This window comes from Salinibacterium xinjiangense, assembly GCF_014645015.1.
In the GTDB taxonomy this organism is placed as follows: domain Bacteria; phylum Actinomycetota; class Actinomycetes; order Actinomycetales; family Microbacteriaceae; genus Rhodoglobus; species Rhodoglobus xinjiangensis.
On the sequence record NZ_BMLC01000001.1, the window covers coordinates 578,056 to 601,209 of the forward strand.

At 65.6% G+C, this 23,154-nt stretch carries 24 protein-coding genes; 11 read left to right on the forward strand and 13 right to left on the reverse strand.

The features are described from left to right. The first annotated feature begins 61 nt into the window (after positions 1-61). A complete protein-coding gene (locus tag IEW81_RS02740; RefSeq protein WP_097060611.1) occupies positions 62-1,516 on the forward strand; it encodes a dihydrolipoyl dehydrogenase family protein in 1,455 nt (484 codons plus the stop codon). Here IEW81_RS02740 and IEW81_RS02745 read toward each other — a convergent pair. Then, on the reverse strand, positions 1,489-2,727 hold the full coding sequence (locus IEW81_RS02745) for a glycosyltransferase (RefSeq protein WP_097060610.1): 1,239 nt from the start codon (positions 2,725-2,727) through the stop codon (positions 1,489-1,491). The two genes, IEW81_RS02740 and IEW81_RS02745, sit on opposite strands and share 28 nt — an antisense overlap. Positions 2,728-2,750: 23 nt before the next feature. On the opposite strand from IEW81_RS02745, the gene IEW81_RS02750 reads away from it, so the two are divergent. Together IEW81_RS02750 and IEW81_RS02755 are read left to right on the forward strand one after the other, a co-directional pair. Continuing rightward, positions 2,751-3,194, forward strand: a complete 444-nt coding sequence (locus IEW81_RS02750; RefSeq protein WP_229671209.1) for a hypothetical protein — start codon at positions 2,751-2,753, stop codon at positions 3,192-3,194. Further along, positions 3,191-4,003, forward strand: coding sequence for an SDR family NAD(P)-dependent oxidoreductase (locus IEW81_RS02755; RefSeq protein WP_097060609.1), 813 nt, complete (start codon positions 3,191-3,193; stop codon positions 4,001-4,003). Before IEW81_RS02750 ends, IEW81_RS02755 begins: the two co-directional genes overlap by 4 nt. A gap of 12 nt (positions 4,004-4,015) precedes the next feature. On the opposite strand, the gene IEW81_RS02760 is transcribed toward IEW81_RS02755, so the two are convergent. Together IEW81_RS02760 and IEW81_RS02765 are read right to left on the reverse strand one after the other, a co-directional pair. Further along, positions 4,016-4,372 (reverse strand): siderophore-interacting protein, encoded by a 357-nt coding sequence (locus tag IEW81_RS02760; protein WP_097060608.1) that lies wholly within the window; start codon positions 4,370-4,372, stop codon positions 4,016-4,018. A 68-nt stretch (positions 4,373-4,440) separates the two neighbouring features. Then, a complete protein-coding gene (locus IEW81_RS02765) occupies positions 4,441-5,850 on the reverse strand; it encodes an amidase (RefSeq protein WP_097060607.1) in 1,410 nt (469 codons plus the stop codon). 112 nt (positions 5,851-5,962) lie between these two features. Here IEW81_RS02765 and IEW81_RS02770 point away from each other — a divergent pair, with 112 nt between their 5' ends. Continuing rightward, positions 5,963-6,289, forward strand: a complete 327-nt coding sequence (locus tag IEW81_RS02770; protein WP_097060606.1) for a DMT family transporter — start codon at positions 5,963-5,965, stop codon at positions 6,287-6,289. Between the two features lie 149 nt (positions 6,290-6,438). Here the strand turns inward: IEW81_RS02770 and IEW81_RS02775 are convergent, their stop codons facing one another. The 4 genes from IEW81_RS02775 to IEW81_RS02790 form a co-directional block, all read right to left on the reverse strand. Beyond that, positions 6,439-7,020 carry a GNAT family N-acetyltransferase gene (locus IEW81_RS02775; protein WP_097060605.1) on the reverse strand — a complete coding sequence of 194 codons (582 nt, stop codon included), beginning with the start codon at positions 7,018-7,020 and terminating at the stop codon, positions 6,439-6,441. A gap of 13 nt (positions 7,021-7,033) precedes the next feature. Further along, positions 7,034-7,708, reverse strand: a complete 675-nt coding sequence (locus IEW81_RS02780) for a uracil-DNA glycosylase (protein WP_097060931.1) — start codon at positions 7,706-7,708, stop codon at positions 7,034-7,036. Then, a complete protein-coding gene (locus IEW81_RS02785; protein WP_097060604.1) occupies positions 7,708-8,199 on the reverse strand; it encodes a phosphoribosyltransferase in 492 nt (163 codons plus the stop codon). Before IEW81_RS02785 ends, IEW81_RS02780 begins: the two co-directional genes overlap by 1 nt. A 130-nt stretch (positions 8,200-8,329) precedes the next feature. Then, complete coding sequence (locus IEW81_RS02790; protein WP_097060603.1) at positions 8,330-9,139, reverse strand: SDR family NAD(P)-dependent oxidoreductase; 810 nt, start codon at positions 9,137-9,139, stop codon at positions 8,330-8,332. A 32-nt stretch (positions 9,140-9,171) separates the two neighbouring features. Between IEW81_RS02790 and IEW81_RS02795 the strand changes: the two genes are divergently transcribed. Beyond that, entirely contained in the window at positions 9,172-10,257 is a 1,086-nt protein-coding gene (locus IEW81_RS02795) for an acyltransferase family protein (protein WP_097060602.1), read from the forward strand. Here IEW81_RS02795 and IEW81_RS02800 read toward each other — a convergent pair whose 3' ends face one another. Further along, positions 10,258-11,823 carry an MFS transporter gene (locus IEW81_RS02800; RefSeq protein WP_097060601.1) on the reverse strand — a complete coding sequence of 522 codons (1,566 nt, stop codon included), beginning with the start codon at positions 11,821-11,823 and terminating at the stop codon, positions 10,258-10,260. After that, positions 11,820-12,389, reverse strand: a complete 570-nt coding sequence (locus tag IEW81_RS02805) for a PadR family transcriptional regulator (RefSeq protein ID WP_097060600.1) — start codon at positions 12,387-12,389, stop codon at positions 11,820-11,822. Before IEW81_RS02805 ends, IEW81_RS02800 begins: the two co-directional genes overlap by 4 nt. 52 nt (positions 12,390-12,441) lie before the next feature. Here IEW81_RS02805 and IEW81_RS02810 point away from each other — a divergent pair, with 52 nt between their 5' ends. The 5 genes from IEW81_RS02810 to IEW81_RS02830 all read left to right on the forward strand — a co-directional run bounded on the left by IEW81_RS02810 (position 12,442) and on the right by IEW81_RS02830 (position 18,402). Beyond that, complete coding sequence (locus IEW81_RS02810; protein WP_268236620.1) at positions 12,442-13,863, forward strand: bifunctional o-acetylhomoserine/o-acetylserine sulfhydrylase; 1,422 nt, start codon at positions 12,442-12,444, stop codon at positions 13,861-13,863. Between the two features lie 130 nt (positions 13,864-13,993). Continuing rightward, a complete protein-coding gene (gene metX / locus IEW81_RS02815; RefSeq protein WP_097060598.1) occupies positions 13,994-15,199 on the forward strand; it encodes a homoserine O-acetyltransferase MetX in 1,206 nt (401 codons plus the stop codon). A 103-nt stretch (positions 15,200-15,302) separates the two neighbouring features. After that, positions 15,303-16,466: a sensor histidine kinase gene (locus tag IEW81_RS02820; RefSeq protein WP_097060597.1), complete on the forward strand. Its 1,164-nt coding sequence runs from the start codon at positions 15,303-15,305 to the stop codon at positions 16,464-16,466. Then, a complete protein-coding gene (locus tag IEW81_RS02825) occupies positions 16,463-17,710 on the forward strand; it encodes a hypothetical protein (protein ID WP_097060596.1) in 1,248 nt (415 codons plus the stop codon). Before IEW81_RS02820 ends, IEW81_RS02825 begins: the two co-directional genes overlap by 4 nt. A gap of 20 nt (positions 17,711-17,730) precedes the next feature. Further along, on the forward strand, positions 17,731-18,402 hold the full coding sequence (locus IEW81_RS02830; protein WP_097060595.1) for a response regulator transcription factor: 672 nt from the start codon (positions 17,731-17,733) through the stop codon (positions 18,400-18,402). Between the two features lie 102 nt (positions 18,403-18,504). Here the strand turns inward: IEW81_RS02830 and IEW81_RS02835 are convergent, their stop codons facing one another. The 3 genes from IEW81_RS02835 to IEW81_RS02845 all read right to left on the reverse strand — a co-directional run bounded on the left by IEW81_RS02835 (position 18,505) and on the right by IEW81_RS02845 (position 21,505). After that, the gene (locus tag IEW81_RS02835; protein WP_097060594.1) at positions 18,505-19,773 is read right to left on the reverse strand and encodes an MFS transporter; all 1,269 of its coding nucleotides are present in this window, start codon (positions 19,771-19,773) and stop codon (positions 18,505-18,507) included. A 117-nt stretch (positions 19,774-19,890) separates the two neighbouring features. Beyond that, positions 19,891-20,205 (reverse strand): thiamine-binding protein, encoded by a 315-nt coding sequence (locus IEW81_RS02840; RefSeq protein ID WP_097060593.1) that lies wholly within the window; start codon positions 20,203-20,205, stop codon positions 19,891-19,893. A gap of 10 nt (positions 20,206-20,215) precedes the next feature. Continuing rightward, positions 20,216-21,505: a glycosyltransferase 87 family protein gene (locus IEW81_RS02845; protein ID WP_097060592.1), complete on the reverse strand. Its 1,290-nt coding sequence runs from the start codon at positions 21,503-21,505 to the stop codon at positions 20,216-20,218. Between the two features lie 78 nt (positions 21,506-21,583). Here IEW81_RS02845 and IEW81_RS02850 point away from each other — a divergent pair, with 78 nt between their 5' ends. Then, on the forward strand, positions 21,584-22,321 hold the full coding sequence (locus IEW81_RS02850; protein WP_097060591.1) for an amino acid ABC transporter ATP-binding protein: 738 nt from the start codon (positions 21,584-21,586) through the stop codon (positions 22,319-22,321). Positions 22,322-22,325: 4 nt separating this feature from the next. Here IEW81_RS02850 and IEW81_RS02855 read toward each other — a convergent pair whose 3' ends face one another. After that, a complete protein-coding gene (locus IEW81_RS02855; RefSeq protein WP_097060590.1) occupies positions 22,326-23,138 on the reverse strand; it encodes an ADP-dependent NAD(P)H-hydrate dehydratase in 813 nt (270 codons plus the stop codon). Positions 23,139-23,154 lie beyond the last annotated feature (16 nt).

The following is a 23,154-nucleotide window of genomic DNA, read 5'->3' on the forward strand; positions in this document are numbered from 1 at the left end:
CCAGCACTGGCCGAATTTCACGCAGAATGGTTGAGTAGTCCACCGAACCGAGGAGCCGACCGTGTCCCATACATCAGACAGCCATTTCGACGTCATCGTCATCGGAGCAGGAGCGGTTGCAGAGAACGTCGCCGACCGGATAGTGCAGGGCGGCCTGACCGCGGTCGTGGTCGAAAGTGAGCTCGTCGGCGGGGACTGCTCGTACTGGGCGTGCATGCCATCGAAGACGCTCATCCGCAGCGGCATGGCCCTCAGGGCCGCGAAAAGGCTCGGTGGAGCCGCGGAGGCGGTGACGGGCGAGCTGGATGTCGCTGCGGTTCTGGCCCGCCGCAACAGTTTCACCCACGACTGGGATGACCAGAGCCAGGTGGACTGGCTCGATGGCGTCGGTATCGCGCTCGTACGCGGCCACGGGCGCCTCACCGGCATCAGGGAGGTCACCGTCACCGCGAGCGACGACTCCACGACGGTTCTCACTGCCGAGTATGCGGTGGTCGTATGCACGGGTTCCGACCCCATGCTTCCCGATATCGAGGGTCTGAAGGATGCACAGCCGTGGACTCCGCGTGAGGCGACGAGCGCCCAGTCGGCACCGGCGAGCCTCGCGATCATCGGCGGCGGAGTCGTCGCCGTCGAGATGGCCACGGCGTACGTGAGCTTCGGCACCGAGGTGACGATCCTAGCGAGGAGCGGCCTGCTGCAGCGCCAGGAAGACTTTGCTGGCGACCTGGTGTCGACGAGCCTGCGGCAGCTCGGTGTCGACATCCGCAAGGCCTCCCCCACAGCGGTCGAGAAGACAGCGGCCGGGTTCGCGATCACCGTCGACGGCCAGGTGCTCGAGGTCGAGAAACTGCTCGTCGCGACCGGCAGGGTGCCACGGTCATCCGATATCGGCCTGGAGGTCGTCGGGTTGAAAGCCGGCGATTGGATCGAGGTGGACGACACCCTGAAAGCCGTCGGAAGCGACTGGCTGTATGCGGCCGGCGACGTGAACCACCGCGCGCTCCTGACCCACCAGGGCAAGTACCAGGCGCGCGCCACCGGCGATGTGATCGTCGCCAGGGCACTCGGCAAGCCTGTGGATGACGCGCCCTGGGGCACCCACGTCGCCACCGCCGACCACCAGGCCGTGCCGCAGGTCGCGTTCAGTGAACCCGAGGTGGCCTCCGTAGGGCTCACGTCGACCGCGGCGCGCGAGGCCGGGTTCGACGTGCGGGTCGTCGACTACGAGCTCGGATCCATCGCCGGCGCGAGCCTTCAGGCCGACGGCTACGAAGGCAGGGCCCGCATGGTCGTCGATGAGAAGCGCGGGGTGATCATCGGCGTGACCTTCGTGGGGCAGGACGTCAGCGAGCTCATCCAGGCCGCCACGATCGCCATCGTCGGCGAGGTGCCGATCGACCGGCTGTGGCACGCTGTTCCCGCGTATCCGACGATGAACGAGATCTGGCTGCGACTGCTCGAAACCTACGGTCGCCCGGGCGCCATTCAGCCTGGGCCCGCCACCTCGGCGTAGATTCCGAGCAGGCTCGCTGCCGCCGTCGCCCAGGTGAATCGCTCGGCGTGCGTGCGCGCCGTGAGGGACATGGCCGCCCTGCGATCGTGATCCTCGATCATGATCGCAATCTCCGTCGCCCAATGGCGCGGCTCACGCGTGCCGAGCAGCAGCCCGGAGACGCCCTCGCTGACCGCGTCGGTAAGGCCTCCCGTGCGAAACGCAATGACCGGTGTTCCTGAGGCCGCCGACTCCAGTGCCACCAGCCCGAACGTTTCGGAGAACGAGGGCATGATCGTCACGGCCGCGGCAGAGAGCAGGTCGGCTAGGGCGTCTCGCTGCAGGGCGCCGACGAACCTGACGTCGGATGCCACGCCGAGTTCCATCGCGAGCTGCACCAGTTCATCCGCGAAAGCTTCGTCACCGGGGGTGACCTCCCCCGCGACGACGAGCAGGGGCGTCCAGCCGCGGATGGCGCGCAGTTCGGAGAGTGCACGGATCGCCAGGTCGTGACCTTTGAGGCCCTGGACGCGCCCGGCGATCACCACGATCGGCTTGTCGGGGTCGAGGCCCAAAGCCAGCCGGATGGCTTCGCAACTGGATTCGGTGCGCGGGCTGAACAGGCCGAGATCGACACCGGGAGGCACGATCCAGGTGCGGTCTGCGGGGGCTCCTGCCAGGTCGATGAGTGCCGTGGCCTCGGCGGATGATGCCGCGATGATCGCATCCGCCTGGCTGGCGATGAACGTCTCGCTGCGGAGCCGCTGTTCGGGCTCAGGGGCAGCATCCGCCGCTGCCAGCGCATTTTTCATCGCCCCGATGGTGTGAAAGCTCTGCACCAGCGGCAGTCGAAGCTCGAGCGACACAGGCAACACGGCGATTCCGCTGAGCCAGTAGTGGGCGTGCATCAGGTCCCAGCCACCATCGCGGGCACGCGCGAGCCGCGCCACGGCCTCACCAAACTCGTCGGTGACCTGCGGCAGTCGTTCTTTGGGCAGCGGGCCTGCCGGTCCGGCGGCGAGTTCGTGCAGCGTGACACCCGGCAGCAGCCTGCGCGAGCTCGGTTCGTCGACGGCACGAGTCAGCAGGTCGACCTCGACATCCCGAATCGCCAGCTCTGCTGCTATTCCGAGGACCGCGACGTTCAACCCGCCGGCATCACCCGTGCCCGCCTGGGTGACCGGGGAGGTGTGCATGGAGATCATCGCTATGCGGTTGATGCCTGCGACCATGTTGCCACTGTATTCTGCGAATCATGGCGACCGATGGATCCCCCTCCGCTGATCGCCCAGGTCGCTATGCCGGGGGAATCGTCCGACGTGCCAGCAGGCTGGGCTGGCTGCGGGTCGTGCTGCTGCATCCTGTGATCGCCCGACCGGGGTTCTGGTTCGCAACGGCGTGCGGCTGGGCCTGGGGCGCGGTGCTGGGGCGGTTCAGGCTGCGACGCGCGGGACGGCTGGTGGTGGCATCCGGTTTGCCGAAATGGGCGTACGGTCAGGGAGGGACGACGATCGGCGCCGTGTATCTGACGACTGATAACGCGGGCCCGTCGGTGCTGGAGCATGAAGCCGTGCACGCCGCCCAGTGGAAGAAGTACGGCCTTGCATTCATCCCGCTCTACCTCGATGCGGGGCAGGATGCGAGGCACAACCGTTTCGAGATCGAGGCGGGACTGGCGAAGGGTGGGTACGGCCGATGACGAAGACTGTGGTGATCACCGGGGCGAGCTCGGGAATCGGAGCCAATGCGGCCGGCAGGCTTGCCGCGGAAGGCTGGGAGGTCGCCGTCGTGGGCCGCAATCCCGAGCGCACGCGAAAGGTCGCTGCCGCCATAGGAGGCACTCCGTTCCTTGCAGACTTCGACCGGCTGGGTGACGTGCGTGCGCTGGCCCGGAGGCTGCTCGAACGCTACGAGCGCATCGACGTGCTCGCGAACAACGCGGGAGGGCTCGTGCACCAACGGGGTCTCTCTGCCGACGGCTACGAGCGCACCATCCAGCACAACCACCTCGCACCATTCCTACTGACCAACCTGCTGATGCCGAAACTCGTGGCGTGCAACGCCCGCGTTATTGCCACGGCGAGCCTCGCCAACACCTTCGGTAGCCTGCGAATCGACGACCTGCAGTGGAAGAAGCGCCCGTGGCTCGGCGGCTGGCAGGCCTACGGCACCTCGAAGATTGCGACCATCCTGTTCACCCAGTCGCTCGCAACCCGAGGCCTCGACGCGTACAGCTTCCACCCCGGATTCGTGGCGACCGGTTTCGGCACCGACTCGCCGCTACTGAAGGTCGGCCGATTCGTGTCTGGCGGCAGCATGGGCATCTCGGCTGAACAGGGAGCGACCCCCCTCGTGCACCTCGCGACAGTGGACACGGTGGATGCCGCCAACGGCACCTATTTCGATGGCTTGAAGCCCGATGGCCGAACCCAGAAGAGCGTGAGAACGCCCGGCAGTGCAGAGGCGCTGTGGACCGCCAGCGCCCTTCTCGTCGGGCTCAAGCCGTAGCGAGAACTGCTGTCAGTTTGAGCTGAGCAGTCGGGCCTGGCCGTCGGCCGCGATCCAGGCGTAGACGGTGCTCTCACCGAAGGCACTCACCGGCAGCATCTCAGCGAGCCACGCGTCGATCGAGCGGCGCATCGCCTGGCCACGGTCGCGAACCAGCCAGCAGACGGCGAACCTGCCCGGCGCATCGATCGACTCGATGTCGCCCTCTGACTGCACCTCGATGAACACCTGTCCGCGAGATTTGGCCGGGAGCGTCGCGAGGATCAGCCTGATTGTGCCGAGCGCGTTCTCGTCGCCCGCAAGCAGCAGCCTGTCGGCGTCGCACGGGCTCCAGGCAATGCCGTCGGCGAAGGTCTCTGAAGTGGACATGTCCCATAAGTATAGGCTTGCCTTACCTAACTTTGGGCCCCTTGGGGGGATTCACAGCAGGGGCCGAATCACCACTGCGGCGGGTGCCGTTTCTGCCAGGCGATACGCCGTTCCAGTTGTGCGCCGATCGCCAACAACACGTCTTCCCGACCGGGCCTTCCGATGAGCTGCACACCCATCGGGAGGCCGGATTCCGTCATGCACAACGGCAGCGTGATCGCTGGCAGCCCGCTGACGTTCGCGAAACTCGTCCACGGCGTGTACTGCACCTGCTGGGTGAAATTCAGCTCGGGGTCATCCTGGCTGTACCAGCCGACCGGCCGCGGGGTCATGGCGAGGGAGGGCGTGAGGATCGCATCAAACGACGCGAATTGCCGGATGACGCTGCGCTCGAACAGCGCAAGCTCCTGCAGCGCGGTCGCCAGTTGCCGGGCATCCAGCTCACGGCCCCGGGCGACCAGCCAGCGCGTGAGCGGTTCGAGCAGCTGCAGTTGTTCTCCCTCCGCCGGGATGTTCGCCGCCCCCGCCTGCCAGATCGTGCGGAACGCGGGCGCATAGCTCGGGTCGCTCTCGAGAGCGACAGGCTCGATGCCGTGGCCGAGCGCGTCCAGTTCTCTGGTCGCCAGCTCGAGGGCGGCGACCGCCTCCGGCGACACCGTGATCTCGTAGGCGTCATCCCATGGGGAGGTGGTCATCACCCCGATCTGGTAGCGGCCCTCGCCGCGAACTGCAGCGTTCAGCAAGGCTCCGCCGTCCCACGAAGGTGGGCCCACCGACCACGGCGATGGTCCGGAGATGGCGTCGAGCAGCAGCGCGGCATCCGCGACAGTGCGAGCGAGTGGCCCGGCGGTGACGAGGCCGCCGAGCGAGAGGAATCCTGATCCGGTGGGCACACGGCCGCGCGAAGGCTTGAGCCCGACGAGACCGGTGGCTGCTGCCGGAATACGGATGGAGCCGCCCCCGTCCGAGCCCGGGGCGACCGGAAGCAGGCCGGCGGCCACCGCAACTGCCGCTCCCCCACTGCTGCCGCCTGCGCCGAGTGATTCGTCCCAGGGGGTGCGAGCCGGAGGACCGACCCGGGATTCCGTGTAGGCCGGCAGGCCGAACTCCGGCGCACTCGTCTTGCCGAGGCTGACCCCGCCCGCCTCGTCCAGCGCGTCCACGATGTCGTCAGAGACCTCGGGCACAAAATGCTCGGTGAGCCGGGATCCGAAGGTCGTGCGCACCCCCGCCCGCTGCCACAGGTCTTTGTCGCCCAGCGGCAGCCCCCAGAGCGCGGTGGACTTCGGCACGTGCTGCTCGACGAATCGTGCCCGCTCCAGCGCGGCATCCGGTGTCACCGTCGTAAACGCCCCAAGATCGTCGTCGAGCCGTTCGATGCGCTCGAGGTAATGTGTCGCCAGTTCGGTGGGCGAGACGTCACCGCGCCGCAGCCAGTCGAGTTGTTCCTGGGCGGTGAGGTGATGGAGTTCGAACACTTTCCGAGCCTACGCCGCGCTCCGCCTCGTGGTCGGTGCGGGCACCGAGCACGAGCCGAAGCTACGTCGCGTGAACGGCCATGGTTCATGGCTTGAGAATAGGCTTCGGCCCATGGGCTACCTCTTCCTGGCATTGGCGATCATCGGCGAGGTCATCGCCACCACATTCCTCAAGCTCACCTCGGGCGAAAAGCCTGTGATCTGGGCATACCCGATCGTCGTGATCGGGTATATCTTCGCGTTCGCGATGCTGTCGCAAACGCTCTCGAAGGGCGTGCCGCTGGGAATCGCGTATGCGATCTGGGCGGGAGTCGGCGTCGTACTTGTGGCCGTCATCAGCTGGGTGGTCTTCCACGAGGCCCTGACGTGGCAACAACTCGTCGGCATGGGCCTGATCGTCGGCGGAGTGGTGCTTCTCGAACTGGGCGGCAAACACTAGCGACTACGTACCCGACGAGACCATCACGATGAACGGGGGGCGCTATCCCCCTCCTCTTCCGGGCGTAGGGGGCGGTGCCGGATGAAGTGCCCGCACCCGCCTGACGGATTTCACCGCGCGGCGAGCGACCCCGAGCGTATACGCTGCCGCTACTTCCGCAGTGGAAGCCTCATCGTCACGGTGCCGAGCCAGCGGTCGAACTTGAACCCGACCCTGCCCATGTGGCCGACATCTTTGAAGCCGAGTCTCTCGTGCATCCTGATCGAAGCATCGGCGTTCCGGTCGGCGATGACAGCGATGATCTCCCTGACGCCGGCGGCCCGGGACCGGCTGATGAGCTCGACCATCATCGACCTACCCAGTCCTTTGCCCGTGGATGCCGGGCCCAGATAGATGTGGTTCTCGACGCTGACGCGGTACGCGGCCTTCGCCTTCCATGGGTAGACATAGGCGAAGCCGAGCAATTGCCCGCTCGGACTGACGGCGACGATGAACGGAAAGCCGCGCTGGGTCACATCGTCGAATTTCTTTCGAAGCACGGGGAAAATCCACGGCGACTCATCGAAGGTGATCGACGAGTTCAACACGTAGTGGTTGTAAATCTCGCGAATGCTCGGCAGATCCCCGAGTTCTGCCGTGCGTAACTCGAACGAGAATGGAGCCTCGGGAACCGGCACCGGCCGAAGGTGAGGCGGCAGCCGTCGACGCGGCTGGTATTCCTCTTCGAGCATGCACCGAGCCTAGTCAGCCAAGGGACCAGTCGACAGGTTTTGCACCCTGCTGTTGCAACAGGGTATTCGCACGGCTGAATGGCCTCGAGCCGAAGAAGCCGTTGCGAGCGGACAACGGGCTGGGGTGGGCGCTCACGATGGTCGGGGTAGTGCCGAGCAGCGGGCCAAGGCTGGCGGCATCCTTTCCCCACAGGATGGCGACGAGGGGGCCTCCCCGGTCGACCAAAGCGCGGATCGCGGTATCGGTCACCGCCTCCCACCCCCTGCGGCGATGCGACCCAGACGCCCCGGCCTGTACGGTCAGCACCCGATTGAGCAGCATCACCCCGTTGTCTGCCCACGAGCCGAGGTCCCCATGCGAGGCAACCTCGATACCGAGGTCGTCGTGCAGCTCGCGGTAGATGTTCTGCAGGCTTCGCGGAACCGGACGCACCGAACGGTCGACCGAGAACGACAGCCCGACGGCATGGCCGGGGGTGGGATACGGATCCTGTCCCACAATCAGCACCCGCACATCGGCGAGCGGTGCGACAAAAGCACGGAACACTCTCTCACCAACAGGCAGGTAGCGGCGATCGGCCGCGGTCTCGGCTCTCAGGAAGTCGCCGAGGGCGGCGATCTGGGGGGCTACCGGTTCGAGGGCGGTCGCCCATGCAGGGTCGACCAGTCCGGCGAGCGGCCCGGGCATCAGGCCGCCGCCTCCTCCGGGGTTACCGGTGGCAGCGCCGACCATGGGAAGTCGATCCAGCGATCTGTCATGCGCCAGGAGTAGGTGGGCTCGACCACCGTGCCGGGCTTCACGTAGAGGCAGACCGTTCGAACCTCGGCCCCGCCGAGCTCGAGCAGTTGACCGACCATCGCGAGGGTGCGGCCGGAGTCTGAGACGTCATCCACCAGGAGCACCTTCTTACCCATGATGGATGCCTCATCCAGCAGTGGAGGCATCATCACCGGTGCTGGCAGCCGGGTTCCGACTCCCGCGTAGAACTCGGCGTTGACCGCACCGCAGCTTTTGGTACCCAGGGCGTAGGCGATGCTGCCCGCCAGCAGCAGTCCGCCACGGGCGATGGCGACGACGATATCCGTCTCGAAACCACTGCGGACGACCTGCGCAGCGAGCTCCCGCGACGCGGTTCCGAAGTCGTTCCAGGTCAGGATCTCGCGCGCGTCATCAGCCATGTCATAACGGTAGTGGCACGGTCAGGCACTACGCCCCGTCAGAGTCCGCTTCCCAGGAAATCCGCACTGGAAGGCAGGCCGCGCGCGATCACTTTCGGGCTGATCGGCTGGCTCTCTCTCATCGAGATCGTCAGCGCGGCCTCAGCTCACCCCTGATCACCTTGTGCGGTGCGGCCTGGGCTACCGGCTTGATCGTCACCAGGTCGAGGTTCACATAGAACGGCAGCTCGAGCATGTGCACGATCGCGGCGGCAATATCTTCTGCGTACAGCGGGTTCGGAACGTCGTCATACACGGCATCGGCCTTCGCCTGGTCGCCGGCGAACCTGACCAGCGAGAACTCATCGGTGTGCACCATACCGGGGGCGATCTCGGTGACACGGATCGGCTCTCCTGCGAGCTCAAGCCTCAGCACGCCGACCATCGACGCGAGGGCGTGCTTGGCGGCGACGTATCCCCCACCTCCCTCATAGGCGATGTGACCGGCGATGGAGGTGACGGTGAGGATGTCGGCACTCGCGCCAGGCACCACGCCGGCTCGCAGCAGCGGCAGCAGGGCGCTCGTCACCCTCTTCACACCGACGACGTTCACATCGAACATCCGGATCCAGTCGTCGGCATCGCTCGACTCGACGCTGTCGAGCCCCAGGGCCCCGCCCGCGTTGTTGACGAGCGCATGGATAGGCCCGAGGGTCCTGAGGTAGTCGCGCAGGGCATCAACCTCGTCCTGCACGGTCACGTCCGCGACGAAGACGTCAGCGCCGGTCTCGGCGGCGAGCGCCTGCAGTCGGTCGGCACGGCGGGCCACCCCGACGACATCCCAGCCGTGCTGGCGGAGCAGCCTGACCGTGGCTGCACCGATGCCGGAGCTCGCTCCGGTGATGATGGCGCGTCTCGTCGTGGCGGTGGTGGATGCTGCGGAATCGGTCTCAGGAGTCATAGAACAAAAATAGCGCGGCTATTCTGGGGCGGGTGACGATCCCAGCACCTACTATCCCCGCGACGGGGACGAGAAAGCGCGTACCCCTGTGGGACAACGCACGATTCCTCGCCGTCACGCTTGTCGTCATCGGCCACAGCATCCAGCGGATGACCGGCGCCTCCGACAACGCCTACATCATCTACCTGCTGATCTACTCGTTCCACATGCCGGCCTTCGCCGTTATCAGCGGGTACTTCTCCAAGCCCGGGCCGCCGGACGGAACGCAGATGAAACGGGTGCTCACCGACATCCTGTTGCCGTATTTCATCATGGAGGCGATCTGGACGGTCGTGCAGTTCCTGGCGACCGGCAGCCAGGACTTCAACCCGACGAAAGCCAGCTGGACACTGTGGTTCCTGCTCGCGCTCGCGATCTTCAGGCTGGTGCTGCCCTATCTCGCGCTCATCCGCTTCCCACTCGCGTGGGCTGTCGTGTTGTCGATCGCCGTCGGGTACTGGAGCAACGTGGACAACACGTTCTCGCTGGCGCGCGCCCTCGGCATCCTCCCGTTCTTCGTGCTCGGGTGGCAGCTGAAGCGGTGGGGACTCATCGACCGGTGGAACGACGCGCCAGCCCGGGCGAGCCTCTGGATCCGCGGGGGCGCCGTCGCTGTGCTGGTTGTCTGGATCACCGTCATCATCGTGAACATCGAGCAATTCCGGATGATCTCATTGCAGCACTGGTTCTTCTACGACGCCTCGTATTCAGACATGGGGGCCGCGGTGTGGTGGGCGGGTGCGGCTCGACTCGGTTTTATCCTGCTCGCGACGATCCTCATCGCAGCGTTCATCGTGCTGGTGCCGCGACACAGTACTCCGCTCACCGTGTGGGGCCAGGCGACGATGTACATCTATCTGCTGCACACGTTCGTGCTCTACCCGATCAGGGAATCCAGCCTTCTGGCTGGTGAGAACCCGCCAGTCTGGCTGCTCCCTCTCATGATTCTCATGGGGATCGGGATCGCGCTCGCCCTGGGAACCCCGATCGTGCGCCGGGTCTTCAGGCCCCTCGTCGAGCCTCGAGCATCATGGCTGTTCATCGACAGGGATGGGCTGAAGGCGCCTCGCCAACCCTGATCAGTGCAACTGCACCCGCCTGGGAAGTGTGAACACGAGGGCCAGTGCCACGAGGGCAAAGCACGCGCTGACGAACATGGCGACCGTCGCCGCATCGGTGACGTGCGCAGCAAGCACCGTCTTCGAGATCGCATCGCCAGCGAGTTCCGGGGTCGAGTAGGTTCCTGCCTTCAGCGCTGCACCGACCTTCTGCCTGACCTCATCGGCAACCCCGCCGAGGTTCGCCACGGCGAAGAGCACGCTCGAGACGACGGCGATCCCGATCGCACTGCCGATGCGCTGCATGGTGCCGATGACACCGCTGGCGGCACCCGCCTCGGACTGGTCGACCGTGGCCACGATGAATCGGCTGTTCGGAGCGATGAAGAAGCCGTTTCCGAGGCCGGCGACAAGCATCGGACCAAGCAGCATCCAGTTGGTGAGATCGGCACCGGGCACTGTCAGGAAGAGGATCCAGAGCGACACGAGACCGAGGAACACCATGCCCGCGCCGAGCACGAGTACTCCCCTGCCGAGCTTCTGGGCGAGCCGATCGCTTTGCGATGCCGCGACAATGTTGCCGATGGCGAACGGGATGGTCACCAGTCCGGACTCGAGCGCCGTGTGGCCGAGTCCCGCCTGCCACAGCAGCGCGATCGTGAAGAAGATGCTTGTGAAGGCCGCGAAATAGACGAGCGCGAGAATCGTGCCACCCGTGAACGCGGCATGTGAGAACAGCCGCGGAGGTACCAGGGGCGAGATTCCGCGAGCCGCGAGCCTTCTCTCCCAGAGAGCGAAGAGCACGAGCAGCACTATTCCCGCGACGATCGAGAGATACGTCCAGAGAGGCCATCCCTCTTCCTGTCCCTGGATGAGCGGCACGAGGATCGCGACGAGTGAACCGGCGAGCAGCAGCAGCCCTACCCCGTCGAGCGACAACTTCACCCCCGGCGCCAGTTTCGGTAACACGATCGCGGCGGCCACCATGCCTGCAACTCCGATGGGCAGATTGACGAAGAAGATGTAACGCCACCCGCTCTGCTCGCCGAAGGCCTCGATGAGAAGCCCCCCGACGATCGGGCCGAGCGCAGACGACACCCCCAGCACCGCCCCGAGGATCGCGAACGCCTTGCCGCGCTTCGTCGGTGGGAAAAGCAGCTGGATGAAGGCCGTGACGGGCGGGAAGAAGATTCCGCCGCCGAGGCCCTGCAGCACCCTGGCGACGATGAGCTGCGTGGGATCCTGGGCGACTCCGGCAAACAGGCTCGCTGCCGTGAACAGTGCGAGCCCGGCGAAGAACACCCATTTATGACCGATGCTGTCGCCAATTCGACCTGCGGGGATGAGCACGAGACCGAAGGCGAGAGCGTAGCCCGAGATAATCCACGCCAGGGTCGCTTCGTCGGCATTGATGCTGTCGCGGATGGTCGGCAACGCGACATTCACGATCGTGGTGTCGAGCAATGACATGAAGAGCCCGACCATCAGCACGGCGAGCGAGGCCCATGCGCGCTTCTCGCTGACGCCCTCTGGCGGTGTCCACGGAGGTCGACCGGATGGTGGAGCAGTGCGGGTGTTGTCGGTCATGACGCTGTGCTCTTTCTCACGTTTTCGTCGAGGATGATCTCAGGCATAGCCGCGAGCAGTTCTTCGTGCCAGGCGATCTCGCCAGACAGACGGTGATGCTGGTGCCGCATCACGTGGCTCTCCATGAGAGTCAGGTACTGGCGGATGAGCGCGCCATGCTGCTCGGCGTACGTCCGACGGTTTTTCAACTCGGCCAGGCGTTCCCGCAGCGCCGCCACGAGCCCATCCATGTTGTCCGGGTCGTACCGGGCGATGGCCAGGTCTACCGGATCGTGGCGGTAGACGATGTGCTCAAGGCCATCGCGACGGAGTTCGGCGAGCATCGCGGTGCCGGTATGGGTGATCCCGTAGATCTGGCGCTCGGGGTAATTGCCTTCGCGCTCCGTGCGCCGCTCGACGATGAGTTCGTCTGCCGCGAGTCTCTTGATCGCCCCGTAGATCGCTCCCGGCCCGAAGTCAGTCCAGTTATCGATGCGCTCTTCTTCGGCAAGCAACCGGATGGCGTGACCGTGCATCTCGCCGCGCTCCGCAAGGGAACCGAGAATAAACAATCGAATTGACGACACGGTACTAGTCTCGCAGGAGTACTCTCGTTTTTTCAAGCCTGCATTACGAGTTATGTCTCGACTCCATTGCCGCGGCGCGAGCTCGTCCGTATGCTCGCTCTCGAGGTCGGGAATCCGATCGAGGCCCGACCGAGCGGCAAGAAAGAGATACCCGATGAGTGAATGGAAGTTCGAGACCAAGCAGGTTCATTCCGGGGCGCAGCCCGACCCCACGACGAACGCCCGCGCAACACCGATCTACAAGACGACCTCGTATGTGTTCAACAGCACCGAGCACGCGCAAAACCTATTTGCGCTGGCCGAGTTCGGCAACATCTACACCCGCCTGATGAACCCCACCACCGACGTGCTGGAGAAGCGGGTCGCGGCCCTCGAGGGCGGGACGGCAGCGCTTGCCGTGGCATCCGGATCATCGGCCGTCACCTACGCCGTGCTCAACATCGCGGGCGCCGGCGACCACATCGTGTCGTCGTCGTCGATCTATGGTGGCACCTACAACCTCTTCAAGTACACGCTCAGCAAGCTCGGCATCGAAGTGACCTTCATCGAAGATCAGGATGACGCCGCGGAGTGGGCAGCGGCCGTGCGCCCGAACACCAAGCTGTTCTTTGCCGAGACCATCGGAAACCCGAAGATCAACATCCTCGACATCGAGGGCGTCGCCGCCGTCGCTCACGAGCACAACCTCCCGCTGATCGTCGACAACACGATCGCGACGCCGTACCTGATCCGCCCGATCGAGTTCGGCGCGGACATCGTCATCCACTCCGCCACGAAGTTTCTCGGCGGACACGGGACCGTCATCGCCGGCGTCATTGTCGACGGCGGGAAGTTTCCCTGGGCAGCGAACGCCGACAAGTTCCCGGGCCTTACCGAACCAGACCCGAGCTACCACGGTGCGAGCTATACGGGCGTGCTCGGCGACGCGATCGCGTTCGTGATCAAGGCGCGGGTGACAATCCTTCGCGACACCGGAGCCGCTATCTCGCCAGACAGTTCGTTCGCCATCATCCAGGGAATCGAGACACTCAGCCTGCGCATCGAACGACACGTTCAGAATGCCCAGGAAATCGCGGAATGGCTGGAGAGCCACGAGGATGTCGCCTCGGTGAACTACTCGGGCCTGCCGTCGAGCCCGTGGTACGCCGCGGCGAATAAGTACGCCCCGCGCGGTGTCGGTGCCGTCATCTCATTCGAGCTCAAGGGCGGGGTCGATGCCGGCCGCGCCGTGGTCGAGAACGTCGAACTGTTCAGCCACCTCGCGAACATCGGCGACGTGCGTAGCCTGATCATCCACCCCGCCTCGACCACGCACTCGCAGCTCACCCCCGAGCAGCAGCTGACCGCCGGCGTCACCCCCGGTCTGATCAGGCTGTCTGTCGGAATCGAGAACGTCGACGATCTCAAGGCCGACCTGCAGCTTGGTTTCGGCGCGGCTCGCAGCATTGCCGCGGCCGCCAGCGCCTCGGTCTAGTCGGACCTGGCTGGTCGGGCGCGTCTGGTCGCAGCTGACTGGTCGCAGGCGCCTGATCGCACCCGAGAATGGGGCGCCGCCGTTGACACAAACGACGGCGTCCCGTTTTGTTCGCGATACTTGAGGAGACATGGACTGGCAAACCTCAGAAGACACGGTTCCCTCGGCCTTCATCACCGAAGCCAACGCGCGCTCAGTGGTGGGCAAACCGCCTGCGTCGGGTGCGTGGCGGGAGGGCGATCCGCCCGGTGCCCGGCGATTCCTGTCGATCGGTCCTACGGCACTGGAACGTGGTGGGGAACTGCCGTCCGTGCGCGTCGCCTTCGAGACGATCGGTACGCTCAATGCCGATTCGAGCAATGCGATCCTGATCTGTCATGCACTCACTGGAGATAGTCACGTCGTGGGGCTTCCTGGCCCGGGGCACGCTACCGGCGGCTGGTGGAACGACCTTGTCGGCCGGGGCAAGGCGATCGATACGGATCGATGGTTCGTCGTGGCCCCCAACATGCTTGGCGGCTGCCAGGGCACCACCGGCCCTGCGTCGTACTCCCCCGACGGGGCTGAGTGGGGACCTCGTTTCCCCTTCGTCACCATTCGCGACCAGGTGGATGTCCAGCTCGCGCTTACGAACGCCCTCGGCATCGACCGCTGGGCTGCGGTCATCGGCGGATCGATGGGCGGCATGCAGTCGCTCGAATGGGCGGCAAGCTATCCGGAGCGACTTGAACGGGTTGCGGTGCTGGCCGCGCCACCCCTGTCGAGCGCAGACCAGATCGCCCTCAACTCGCTGCAGATCGAGGCCGTACGGATCGATCCCGCATTTGCCGACGGCGAATACTACGAGGCCGCAGACGGGGACGGACCCCACCGCGGCCTCGCGCTCGCGCGGCGAATGGCCCTGCTCAACTACCGTTCGTCGAGCGAGCTCAACGACAGGTTCGAGCGCAGCGCGCAGAGCGAGGTCAGTCCGCTCGGTGACGGCGGGCGGTACGCCGTCGAGAGCTATCTCGACTTCCACGGAAACAAATTCACACGCCGGTTCGACGCCAACAGCTACCTCACGCTGCTCGCAGCGATGAACTCGCACGACGTCGGGCGCGGCAGGGGTGGCACGGTCGCTGCCCTGTCGAAGGTGACGATGCCAGCCCTCATCCTGGCCATCGACAGCGACAGGCTCTTCCCCGTGGCAGACCAGAATCAGATTGCGGCACACACTCCCGGCAACATCGACGCAACGGTTCCCCACGTGATCTCGTCGCAGTTCGGCCATGACGGATTCCTGATCGAAAACGCCCTTGTGGGCGCACAGATCGAGCGCTTACTCGGGACGTGAGTGCAGTACCCGCCGGGATTGGTTACCCGACCCCCCAATTCGACAATCACATTCGGAGCGCCACCCCCCTTTTAGGGCCACACTATGGAACTATGAGCGATATATGGACCTCATAGCCAAGGAGCGCGACCGCCTGCTCCACCGCACAGCCCGGGTCTTCGGCCTGAGCTTCACCATCGTCTCGCTCATCTGCCTGAGCCTGCCCGGTTCGGTCGACTTCACGACGCTGGCCATCTGCTTCCCGTTCTACGTCATCCTCGGCCTCCTGCAGTTCATGACCGGTCGCAGCCGCTCTCTGGGCTTGGTCGCAGGGGCCTATTTCACCGGCTTAATCATCATCATCCTTGCGACTGCACTGCCTCTCAACAGCCCCACCCCGTCCGCGATCTCTGCCGTCACCCAACTTGCCGGCGGATCTCTCGCGTCGACGGCGATAGTGCTGACCACGGATGCCGCCAGGCGGGTTGCCCTCGCCGCCGGTTTCATCGTCGTCAGCCTCGCGACGGCCCTCGTGACGCTGACCCTGCAGCCGATCTCGAGCACGCTGGGACTCATCGTGCTCGGGTGGACGCTTGCCGGGCTCATCGGCTTCTGGGTCAGCGCCGGGGTTCCGCAGGTCGCACGCAGGATCGCCAGCATCGGTCGAGCGCATCGCGCTGAGCGCCAGGCCAGCGAGACCGAGGCACAGCGCCGCCAGGGCGCCCGGCTGCTGCATGACACGGTTCTAGCCACGCTCACGCTGCTCGCGCATTCCGGGGTCGGGGTCGCGCCAGCGGCAATGCGACAGCAGTCTGCCGACGACGCGCGGTTGCTTCGCCAGCTCCGGCTCGGGGCGACGCCGAGCCCCCAGTCTTCGGGTAACTACAACCTGGAGAAGGTGGAAGAGACGGTGCTCGGCACCACTCTCGAATCGGTCAAGCAGCGATTCGGCCGAATGGGTCTGGAGGTGAGCTGGCACGGTACCGGGCAGGTGCTGCTGCCGAGCGAGGTGCTCGACGCGTTCCTTCTCGCGCTCGCTGAGTGTCTCGAGAACGTCCGTCGGCACTCGGGCGTGACCGAAGCCCATGTCACGATCACCGACGATGAGACCACCGTGCGGGCCATGATCACGGATGCCGGTGTCGGCTTCCTGCTCGATGATGTCGACTCGGCTCGGCTCGGCTTCAAGGAATCGGTCGTCGGCCGCCTCAAAGAGGTGGGCGGCCGAGCACGGTTGTTCTCCTCGCCGGGCTCGGGCACCACCGTGGTGCTGGAGGTTCCCCGATGACCTACTCACCGCCGGAAGAGAACACTCTCGGCACCATACTCGGCCGCGGAAAGCGGCGTGAGGCCGACGCCACCCGCCGCGTCATCCGCGCCGCCACTCCCCTGAGATCGAGTCTCGGGATCGGCTTTATCGGAGTCGGAGCGGTCATCGTCTCCGGGCTGCTCGCCGTCTGCGGGCTCATCTGGATGGTCGCACAGTGGAGCGACTATCCAAACCCGCTGATCGCCCTTGCCGCCTGGATCGTGCTGATCGTCGTGGGCGTCGCGACCGTGTTCGCCTCGCGATCGGTTGTCGGTGAACTTCCGCCCTGGATGTTCGCGCTCTTCCTGCTGGGGCTCGCCGTCACGATCGCCCTCGACTTCTCCGCGATCTGGCCGCTGAATGACATCGGCCAGAGCGCCACAGCCTCTGTCGCAGCGGGGGTCGCCCTGCTCGTGGTGGTGGTCGTGAGACCGGCCACTGACATCCTCGCATCGGCGGCCGCGATCGGCCTGGTCTTCGCTGTGGGCATCGTGCTGAACTCGACGATCTCCGCCGACACGATCGCGTCGCAGGTCACAACGCTCGCGCTCGCGGTAGCGCCTGCAATCATCGGTGTTGTGCTCGTCAGGGGTTTCCGCAGGCTGGTGCAGGTCGAACTCGACAGGGTGCTCGTGCAGAGCACAGTGTCCGCTCCCCGTTTCGCTGTCGGCATGATGGCGTCGGAGGAGCTCGCGCGACTCGACCTGGCGGCGGAAGAGCTGCTCGATTCCGTCTCGACGGGCCGCACTAAGCTGCCCCTCGATCCGAAGACCGCCTCGGTGGCGGCATCCCTCGCCACCGAGCTGAGGCTGCACCTCATCGAAGGTCGCCGGGAGACGTGGCTGTACCACGCGATCACCGAATCCGATCTCCTCGGAAAGGTCGTCACCCTCATCGACAAGGGCAGCCTCGCCGGGCTGCTCGATCCCCAGCAGCGAGACGGACTCCTGTCATCGGTGTGGCTGCTCATCAGCGACTCAGCCAAGAGCGCCACCCGCATGGTGCAGATCGCGGTCGGGCCGGTCACCGAATCGGTCGAAACGGGTTATGGTCGCAAGATCACGATTCCGATCATCCTCACCATCACGGGCATGGGCCGCAGCAAGGTCGACCCCGCCACATGGGAAGCGCTGCGCAAGATCGGCCAGTACAGTGACTCCACCCAGAATTCCAGCCTGCAGGTGCAAATCGCCTGCCTCGTCGACAACCCAGCAGACCAGTAATCGAAACAAGAGGACTCATCGTGACTGACCAGACCGACCGAATTCGCGTCGCACTCGTCGACGACCACAGGATGCTACTCGGCGCCCTTACCGAGTGGATCACCAATGCTGCCGACGACATCGACATGGTGGTCGCCGTTCCCACCTGGCCCGAGCTGATCACCCATCCCGAGTTCCCCGTCGATGTGGTGCTGCTTGACCTCGATCTCAAAGACAACATCCCGGTCTCGCTGAAGATCAACACGCTTCGCACCACGGGTGTGCGGGTCGTGCTGATGAGCACGTACTCCGAACCCAACGTCGTGCGTGAGGCCCTCGGGGCAGGTGCCCTCGGCTACCTCGTCAAGAGCGAAGACGCCGGCATGATCGTCGAGGCGATCCGTGCGGCATCCAAGGGTGAGTCGTTTGTCTCGGCTGAGCTCGACCTGGCGCTCAACTCCGGTGAGATCGGTGGATCCCCCAAGCTCAGCGCCCAGGAACGCAGGGTCATGGCGCTGTATGGCGGTGGTGAGCCGGTCAAGGCCGTAGCGTTCCAGCTGAGCATCTCGGAAGAGACCGCCAAGAGTTACCTCAAGCGCATCCGTGAGAAGTATCGCGTGGCCGGCTTCGATGTGGGCACCAAGGTCGCCCTGCGCAAGCGCGCGATCGAAGACGGGATCCTCGTCGAGGCAGACCTGCCCCGCCAGTTCTAGACGGGCCAGTTCTCGACGGGCCAGTTCTCGACGGGCCAGTTCCAGGCGCGCCAGTCTCAGGCAGGCCAGTCCCTGCTGGGGGGCGTTCCTGGCTCGTGTGTTCTACACTCGCGCGTCGTCGGCGGCGGGCTGCACCTCAAGGGAAGCTGACTCGACCTCCAGGTCGGAACTGCGGCGGGCTGGCCCGCGCTGCATGGCGACACTGACGAGCGCCAGCGCGACTCCCGGCGCGCAAAGCAGCAGTCCGACCCAGGCTGGCGACAGGTATCCGAGCCCGGCCGCAATCGTCACCCCACCCAACCAGGCGCCCAGGCTGTTGCCGATGTTCAGGGCCGAGTGGTTGATGGCCGCGGCGAGCGTCTGGCTGTCGCCCGCGACATCCATCAGCCTGGTCTGGATCGCCGGCGACAGTGCCGCTGCAGACCCACCCACCATGAACACGAAGATGAAGAGGCCGACGGGAGTCTGCCCGGTGAGTGCGAGGCCCGCCAGCGAGATCGCGAACAGCCCGAAGCAGACGAAGAGCGTGCCCATGATGCTGTGGTCGGCACCACGGCCGCCGAAGAAGTTGCCGATCGTCATTCCGAGCCCGGCGGCCACGAGAACAAATGGAACGAGGCTGACATCGAGGCCCGTCACATTCGTGGCGAGCGGGGACACGTAGGTGTAGACGGCGAAAAAGCCACCGAAGCCGAGCGAGCCGATCAGCAGGGCGAGCCAGACCTGGGGCCGCGTGAACGCCCGCAGTTCGCGCTTCATCGTCGCACTCGCATCGCCGAGCTGGAATGGCACCACCAGCATGACTGCAACGAACGTCAGGGCGAATACCGCGGCAACAACCAGGTATGCGATCCGCCAGCCAGCCTGCTGCCCCAGGAACGTGATCGCGGGAACGCCGATGACGTTGGCAATCGTCAGGCCCGACAGCACGAGCGCCACGCCGCGACCGCGCTTACCCGGCCCCATGAGGGAGGCTGCCACGAGGGCGGCGATACCGAAATAGGCACCGTGTGGAAGCGCCGTGATGAACCGGGCCGCGAGCACCGTTTCGAAGCTCGGCAGAAGCGCGGAGGCGATGGTGCCGAGGACGAAGACGCCGAGGCATGCCAGCAGCAGTTGCTTGCGCGGGAACCGGGCGGCGAGCGCCGCAATAGTCGGGGCACCGACGACGACCCCGAGGGCATAAGCCGAGATCAGCCAGCCGGCTTTCGCGTTCGCCAGCTCGTGGGACTGCGCCCACAGGCCGGGCAGAAGGTCTGCAGCCAGGTTCGGCAGCAGCCCCATCGCCACGAACTCGGTAAGACCGATGCCGAATCCCCCGAGTGCCAGCGCGAACAGCGCGAGCCGGGTGCGAGTGGTGCTGAGGGGCATGTCAGTGGGTGGTAAGCGGGTCACAAGAGAAGCCGATCGACGAGAGTCTGGTGGTGCGCTCACCGTCGAGCCCTGTTTCATCCTACGACCGAACGGCAAAAATCGAAACGATTCGACTCAGTCCAGGTTGGCGTCGGCGATGGCTCGTTCGAGCCTCTCGACCTTGCCCGTGATCTCACCGCTGTGCCCGGGCCGGATGTCGGCCTTCAGCACGAGGGAGACCCTCGTGCCGTATGCGCCGACAGCCTCGGTGGCACGACGGATCACGTCGAACACCTCGTCCCACTCCCCCTCGATGGTGGTGAACATCGAGTCGGTGCTGTTGGGCAGGCCGGAATTGCGCACCACCTGCACGGCAGCGGCGACAGCCGCGTGAACCGAATCACCCTCGCCGGATCCCCCGCTGGGCGCTACCGAAAAAGCTACGAGCATGATGAACCCTTCATGAGACGACCTTCGATTGTGGATGCTTCGATTGTGGATGCTGCGATTGTGGAAGGTCTGGATGTGGATCACCTGACTGTGGATGCCCCCACCTGACGAGCGCCGCCACAGCCCAACCCAGGAGCACGAATTCCAGGATGTTCCGTACGGTGAGAGCGACCAGCATCAGTGGCTGCAGCTCGATGAGTGAACCGTAGAGATACGGATAGATGACCTGGGTGAGCCCGGCGATCACGAGGGCCAGCACCGCGGGGGTGCGAAAAGATGCACCGTGGGTCACCAGCCCGAGCACGATCGGTACGGCGATCCAGCCGATGAACTGGGGCGAGCCGACTTTATTGACCGCGATGAGTGCCACCACCAGGGCAAGCGACAGCGAGGCCAGCACCTGGGCCGCCGGCGCTCCACCTCGCACCGCCCTGAAGCCGAGCACGAGGATAACGGCGACCACGACCACCAGCAGCGGAGTCATGACCGCGGCAGCGACATCTACCCCGGTTCCTGTCACTTGGTAGGTGATGATCTGCCGGTCGAAATACACACTGGCGCCGGGCTGGCCGGCGAACGCCGCCCAGAGCCAGAAGGTCGTGACCGGAGCCTCTACCTGGAGGCCCCTGCCGGTCTGCTCCGTGATGAAGCTGAACACCCGTGCGCCGCTGCCGAGAACCAGTGCGACGGTGATCACGATCGCCGAGACGACCACACCGGAGAACAGGATGCGGCCCCGGCTGCGCATGGTGACGATTGCCGCCGCGATGAGCACCGCAGGCCACACCTTCACCCAGGCCGCGATCGCGAGCACGGTTCCGGCCGCGCGTGGTCGTGTGGCGAGCAGAAGAGCCCCGATGATGCCGAGAGAGACGGTGATGGCGTCGATCCGGGCGAGCGCGATCGGCCCGAGAGCCACCAGAAATACCAGCCACCACCACGCCGCACGAATCCGCGCGCTGGTGACCGCGAAGGCGAAGGCGACGGCGTTGACGACGACGACCAGCGCGACCCACACGGCGACGTAGTGGGTCGTGCCGAAGACGGCCGCCACGAGCATCGGAACGATGGCGAGGATCGGATAGACCCAGGCCGTGTCGATACCGATGACGATCCCGGCATCGAGCGCCTGCTCGACCCACTGGCGATAGACCACTGAAACATCGTTCATCCCGTCGTGGCGCCCGTAGAGGCACACCCACGCGAGCCAGCCGTGCACCAGCGCGAAGGCCAGCCATGCGGCAGGACGACTGCCGAGGATCCGGTTGCCGACGCGGGGTCGTGGGGTCGCATCCATCATCGCGCAAGCGTATCCCGGTAACAAATCGACTCAGTTTCGCGCGCCCCATCGACGCTGCGAGCAGATCGGGGGCGTCGTGTGAGCGACACCGTGCTGCGGCTCGAGAACATCCACAAGTCCTTCGGCGACACCGAGGGGCTGTGTGGGATCGACCTCACGATCGACTCACACGAGGTACTTGCGCTCATCGGCGCCAGTGGGTCCGGCAAATCCACCCTCCTTCGCACGATCAACCTGCTCGAACAGGTCGACGACGGCCAGATCTGGCTGCGGGGCGTCGACATCAGCGACCCGGCCGTGAAGCCGGATGCCGTGCGCGCCAGAATCGGTGCCGTCTTCCAGAGCTACAACCTGTTTCCGCATCTCAGCGTGCTCGACAATGTGACGCTCTCCTCTCGCCATGTGCACAGGATGCCCGCCGCCGAGGCCGAAGCGCATGGGATGGAGCTGCTCGAGCGCGTCGGTCTGGCCGCGCAGGCGAAATCCTTCCCCGACCGCCTGTCTGGCGGCCAGCAGCAGCGTGTCGCCATCGTGCGGGCGATCGCCGCCAAGCCCGAATTGCTGCTGCTAGACGAGATCACGAGCGCACTCGACCCCGAGCTCGTGACAGAGGTGCTCGACCTCGTGCGCTCGCTTGCGGCCGACGGCACCACGATCGTGATGGCCACTCATGAGATGGCGTTCGCCCGGGATGTTGCAGACACCGTCGTCTTTCTCGACCACGGGGTGATCGCCGAGAGCGGCAGCCCCGCCGAGGTGTTCGGCAAGCCACGCGAGACACGCACGCGGGAGTTTCTCGCCCGCTTCCTCGACTGACCGCTCAGTCGCGCAGCAGCGCGGCTATCGTCGCGGGAACCGCAGCGGCAAGATCCAGGATCGTGAGCGGGCCGCCGCCGGATGCCCGTTCCGCCGCGAGACCGTGCAGCACCGCCGCGCTGGCTGCCAGTCGCGCAAGTTCGGCGGGGTCATCCTGAATCCGGGCCGAATGTGTCGCGACCAGGGAACCGAGGATTCCCGCGAGCGCATCCCCGGCACCCGCCGTGGCGAGCCAGCTGGGCGCCGACGCCGTGCTCAATGAGATTCCGGGGCCCGCGACGTACGTCGTGTGGCCTTTGAGCAGCACCGTCACACCGAGCTCATCTGCCGCCCGGCGCGCCCACACCGCGGGACCTGCTGCGATGTCGGCGAGATTGGCATCGAGAAGCCGCGCGAGCTCACGAAAATGCGGCGTCACGATGACGGGTCCGGCTGCACGGTCGTAGAGGTCGAGCGCTCCACCGTCGAGTACGACCGGAACCGGTTGTGCCAGTGCCTCCACCATCTGCGCGAGACTCTCGCGTTCGACGTGATCCATGCCAGAGCCCATCAGCCACGCCTGCACCCGGCCTTCGCTCGTGACCGCCTCCGGGCGGCGCTGCAGCACGAGCCCGGCGGCCCGTTCGGGGCCGAGATAGCGGACCATTCCCACTCCGGTGCGCAATGCAGCCTCCACCCCGATCACCGCCGCTCCCGGGTACATGGTCGAACCGGTGATCACGCCCAGCACGCCACGGGAGTACTTGTCGTCAGATTCCCGGGGCACCGCGATTCGCCCAACCGAATCGCGCGCGGTCCATGCCGTGTATGTACTCATGGGCCCACGTTAGTTC

Coding starts and splice junctions, on each gene's coding strand:
- IEW81_RS02745 (WP_097060610.1), bottom strand. CDS start 2,727: ATGGTCGCAGGCATCAACCGCATAGCGATGATCTCCATGCACACCTCC.
- IEW81_RS02750 (WP_229671209.1), top strand. CDS start 2,751: ATGGCGACCGATGGATCCCCCTCCGCTGATCGCCCAGGTCGCTATGCC.
- IEW81_RS02755 (WP_097060609.1), top strand. CDS start 3,191: ATGACGAAGACTGTGGTGATCACCGGGGCGAGCTCGGGAATCGGAGCC.
- IEW81_RS02760 (WP_097060608.1), bottom strand. CDS start 4,372: ATGTCCACTTCAGAGACCTTCGCCGACGGCATTGCCTGGAGCCCGTGC.
- IEW81_RS02770 (WP_097060606.1), top strand. CDS start 5,963: ATGGGCTACCTCTTCCTGGCATTGGCGATCATCGGCGAGGTCATCGCC.
- IEW81_RS02775 (WP_097060605.1), bottom strand. CDS start 7,020: ATGCTCGAAGAGGAATACCAGCCGCGTCGACGGCTGCCGCCTCACCTT.
- IEW81_RS02780 (WP_097060931.1), bottom strand. CDS start 7,708: ATGCCCGGGCCGCTCGCCGGACTGGTCGACCCTGCATGGGCGACCGCC.
- IEW81_RS02785 (WP_097060604.1), bottom strand. CDS start 8,199: ATGGCTGATGACGCGCGCGAGATCCTGACCTGGAACGACTTCGGAACC.
- IEW81_RS02790 (WP_097060603.1), bottom strand. CDS start 9,139: ATGACTCCTGAGACCGATTCCGCAGCATCCACCACCGCCACGACGAGA.
- IEW81_RS02800 (WP_097060601.1), bottom strand. CDS start 11,823: ATGACCGACAACACCCGCACTGCTCCACCATCCGGTCGACCTCCGTGG.
- IEW81_RS02810 (WP_268236620.1), top strand. CDS start 12,442: ATGTCTCGACTCCATTGCCGCGGCGCGAGCTCGTCCGTATGCTCGCTC.
- metX (WP_097060598.1), top strand. CDS start 13,994: ATGGACTGGCAAACCTCAGAAGACACGGTTCCCTCGGCCTTCATCACC.
- IEW81_RS02820 (WP_097060597.1), top strand. CDS start 15,303: ATGGACCTCATAGCCAAGGAGCGCGACCGCCTGCTCCACCGCACAGCC.
- IEW81_RS02825 (WP_097060596.1), top strand. CDS start 16,463: ATGACCTACTCACCGCCGGAAGAGAACACTCTCGGCACCATACTCGGC.
- IEW81_RS02835 (WP_097060594.1), bottom strand. CDS start 19,773: ATGCCCCTCAGCACCACTCGCACCCGGCTCGCGCTGTTCGCGCTGGCA.
- IEW81_RS02840 (WP_097060593.1), bottom strand. CDS start 20,205: ATGCTCGTAGCTTTTTCGGTAGCGCCCAGCGGGGGATCCGGCGAGGGT.
- IEW81_RS02845 (WP_097060592.1), bottom strand. CDS start 21,505: ATGATGGATGCGACCCCACGACCCCGCGTCGGCAACCGGATCCTCGGC.
- IEW81_RS02855 (WP_097060590.1), bottom strand. CDS start 23,138: ATGAGTACATACACGGCATGGACCGCGCGCGATTCGGTTGGGCGAATC.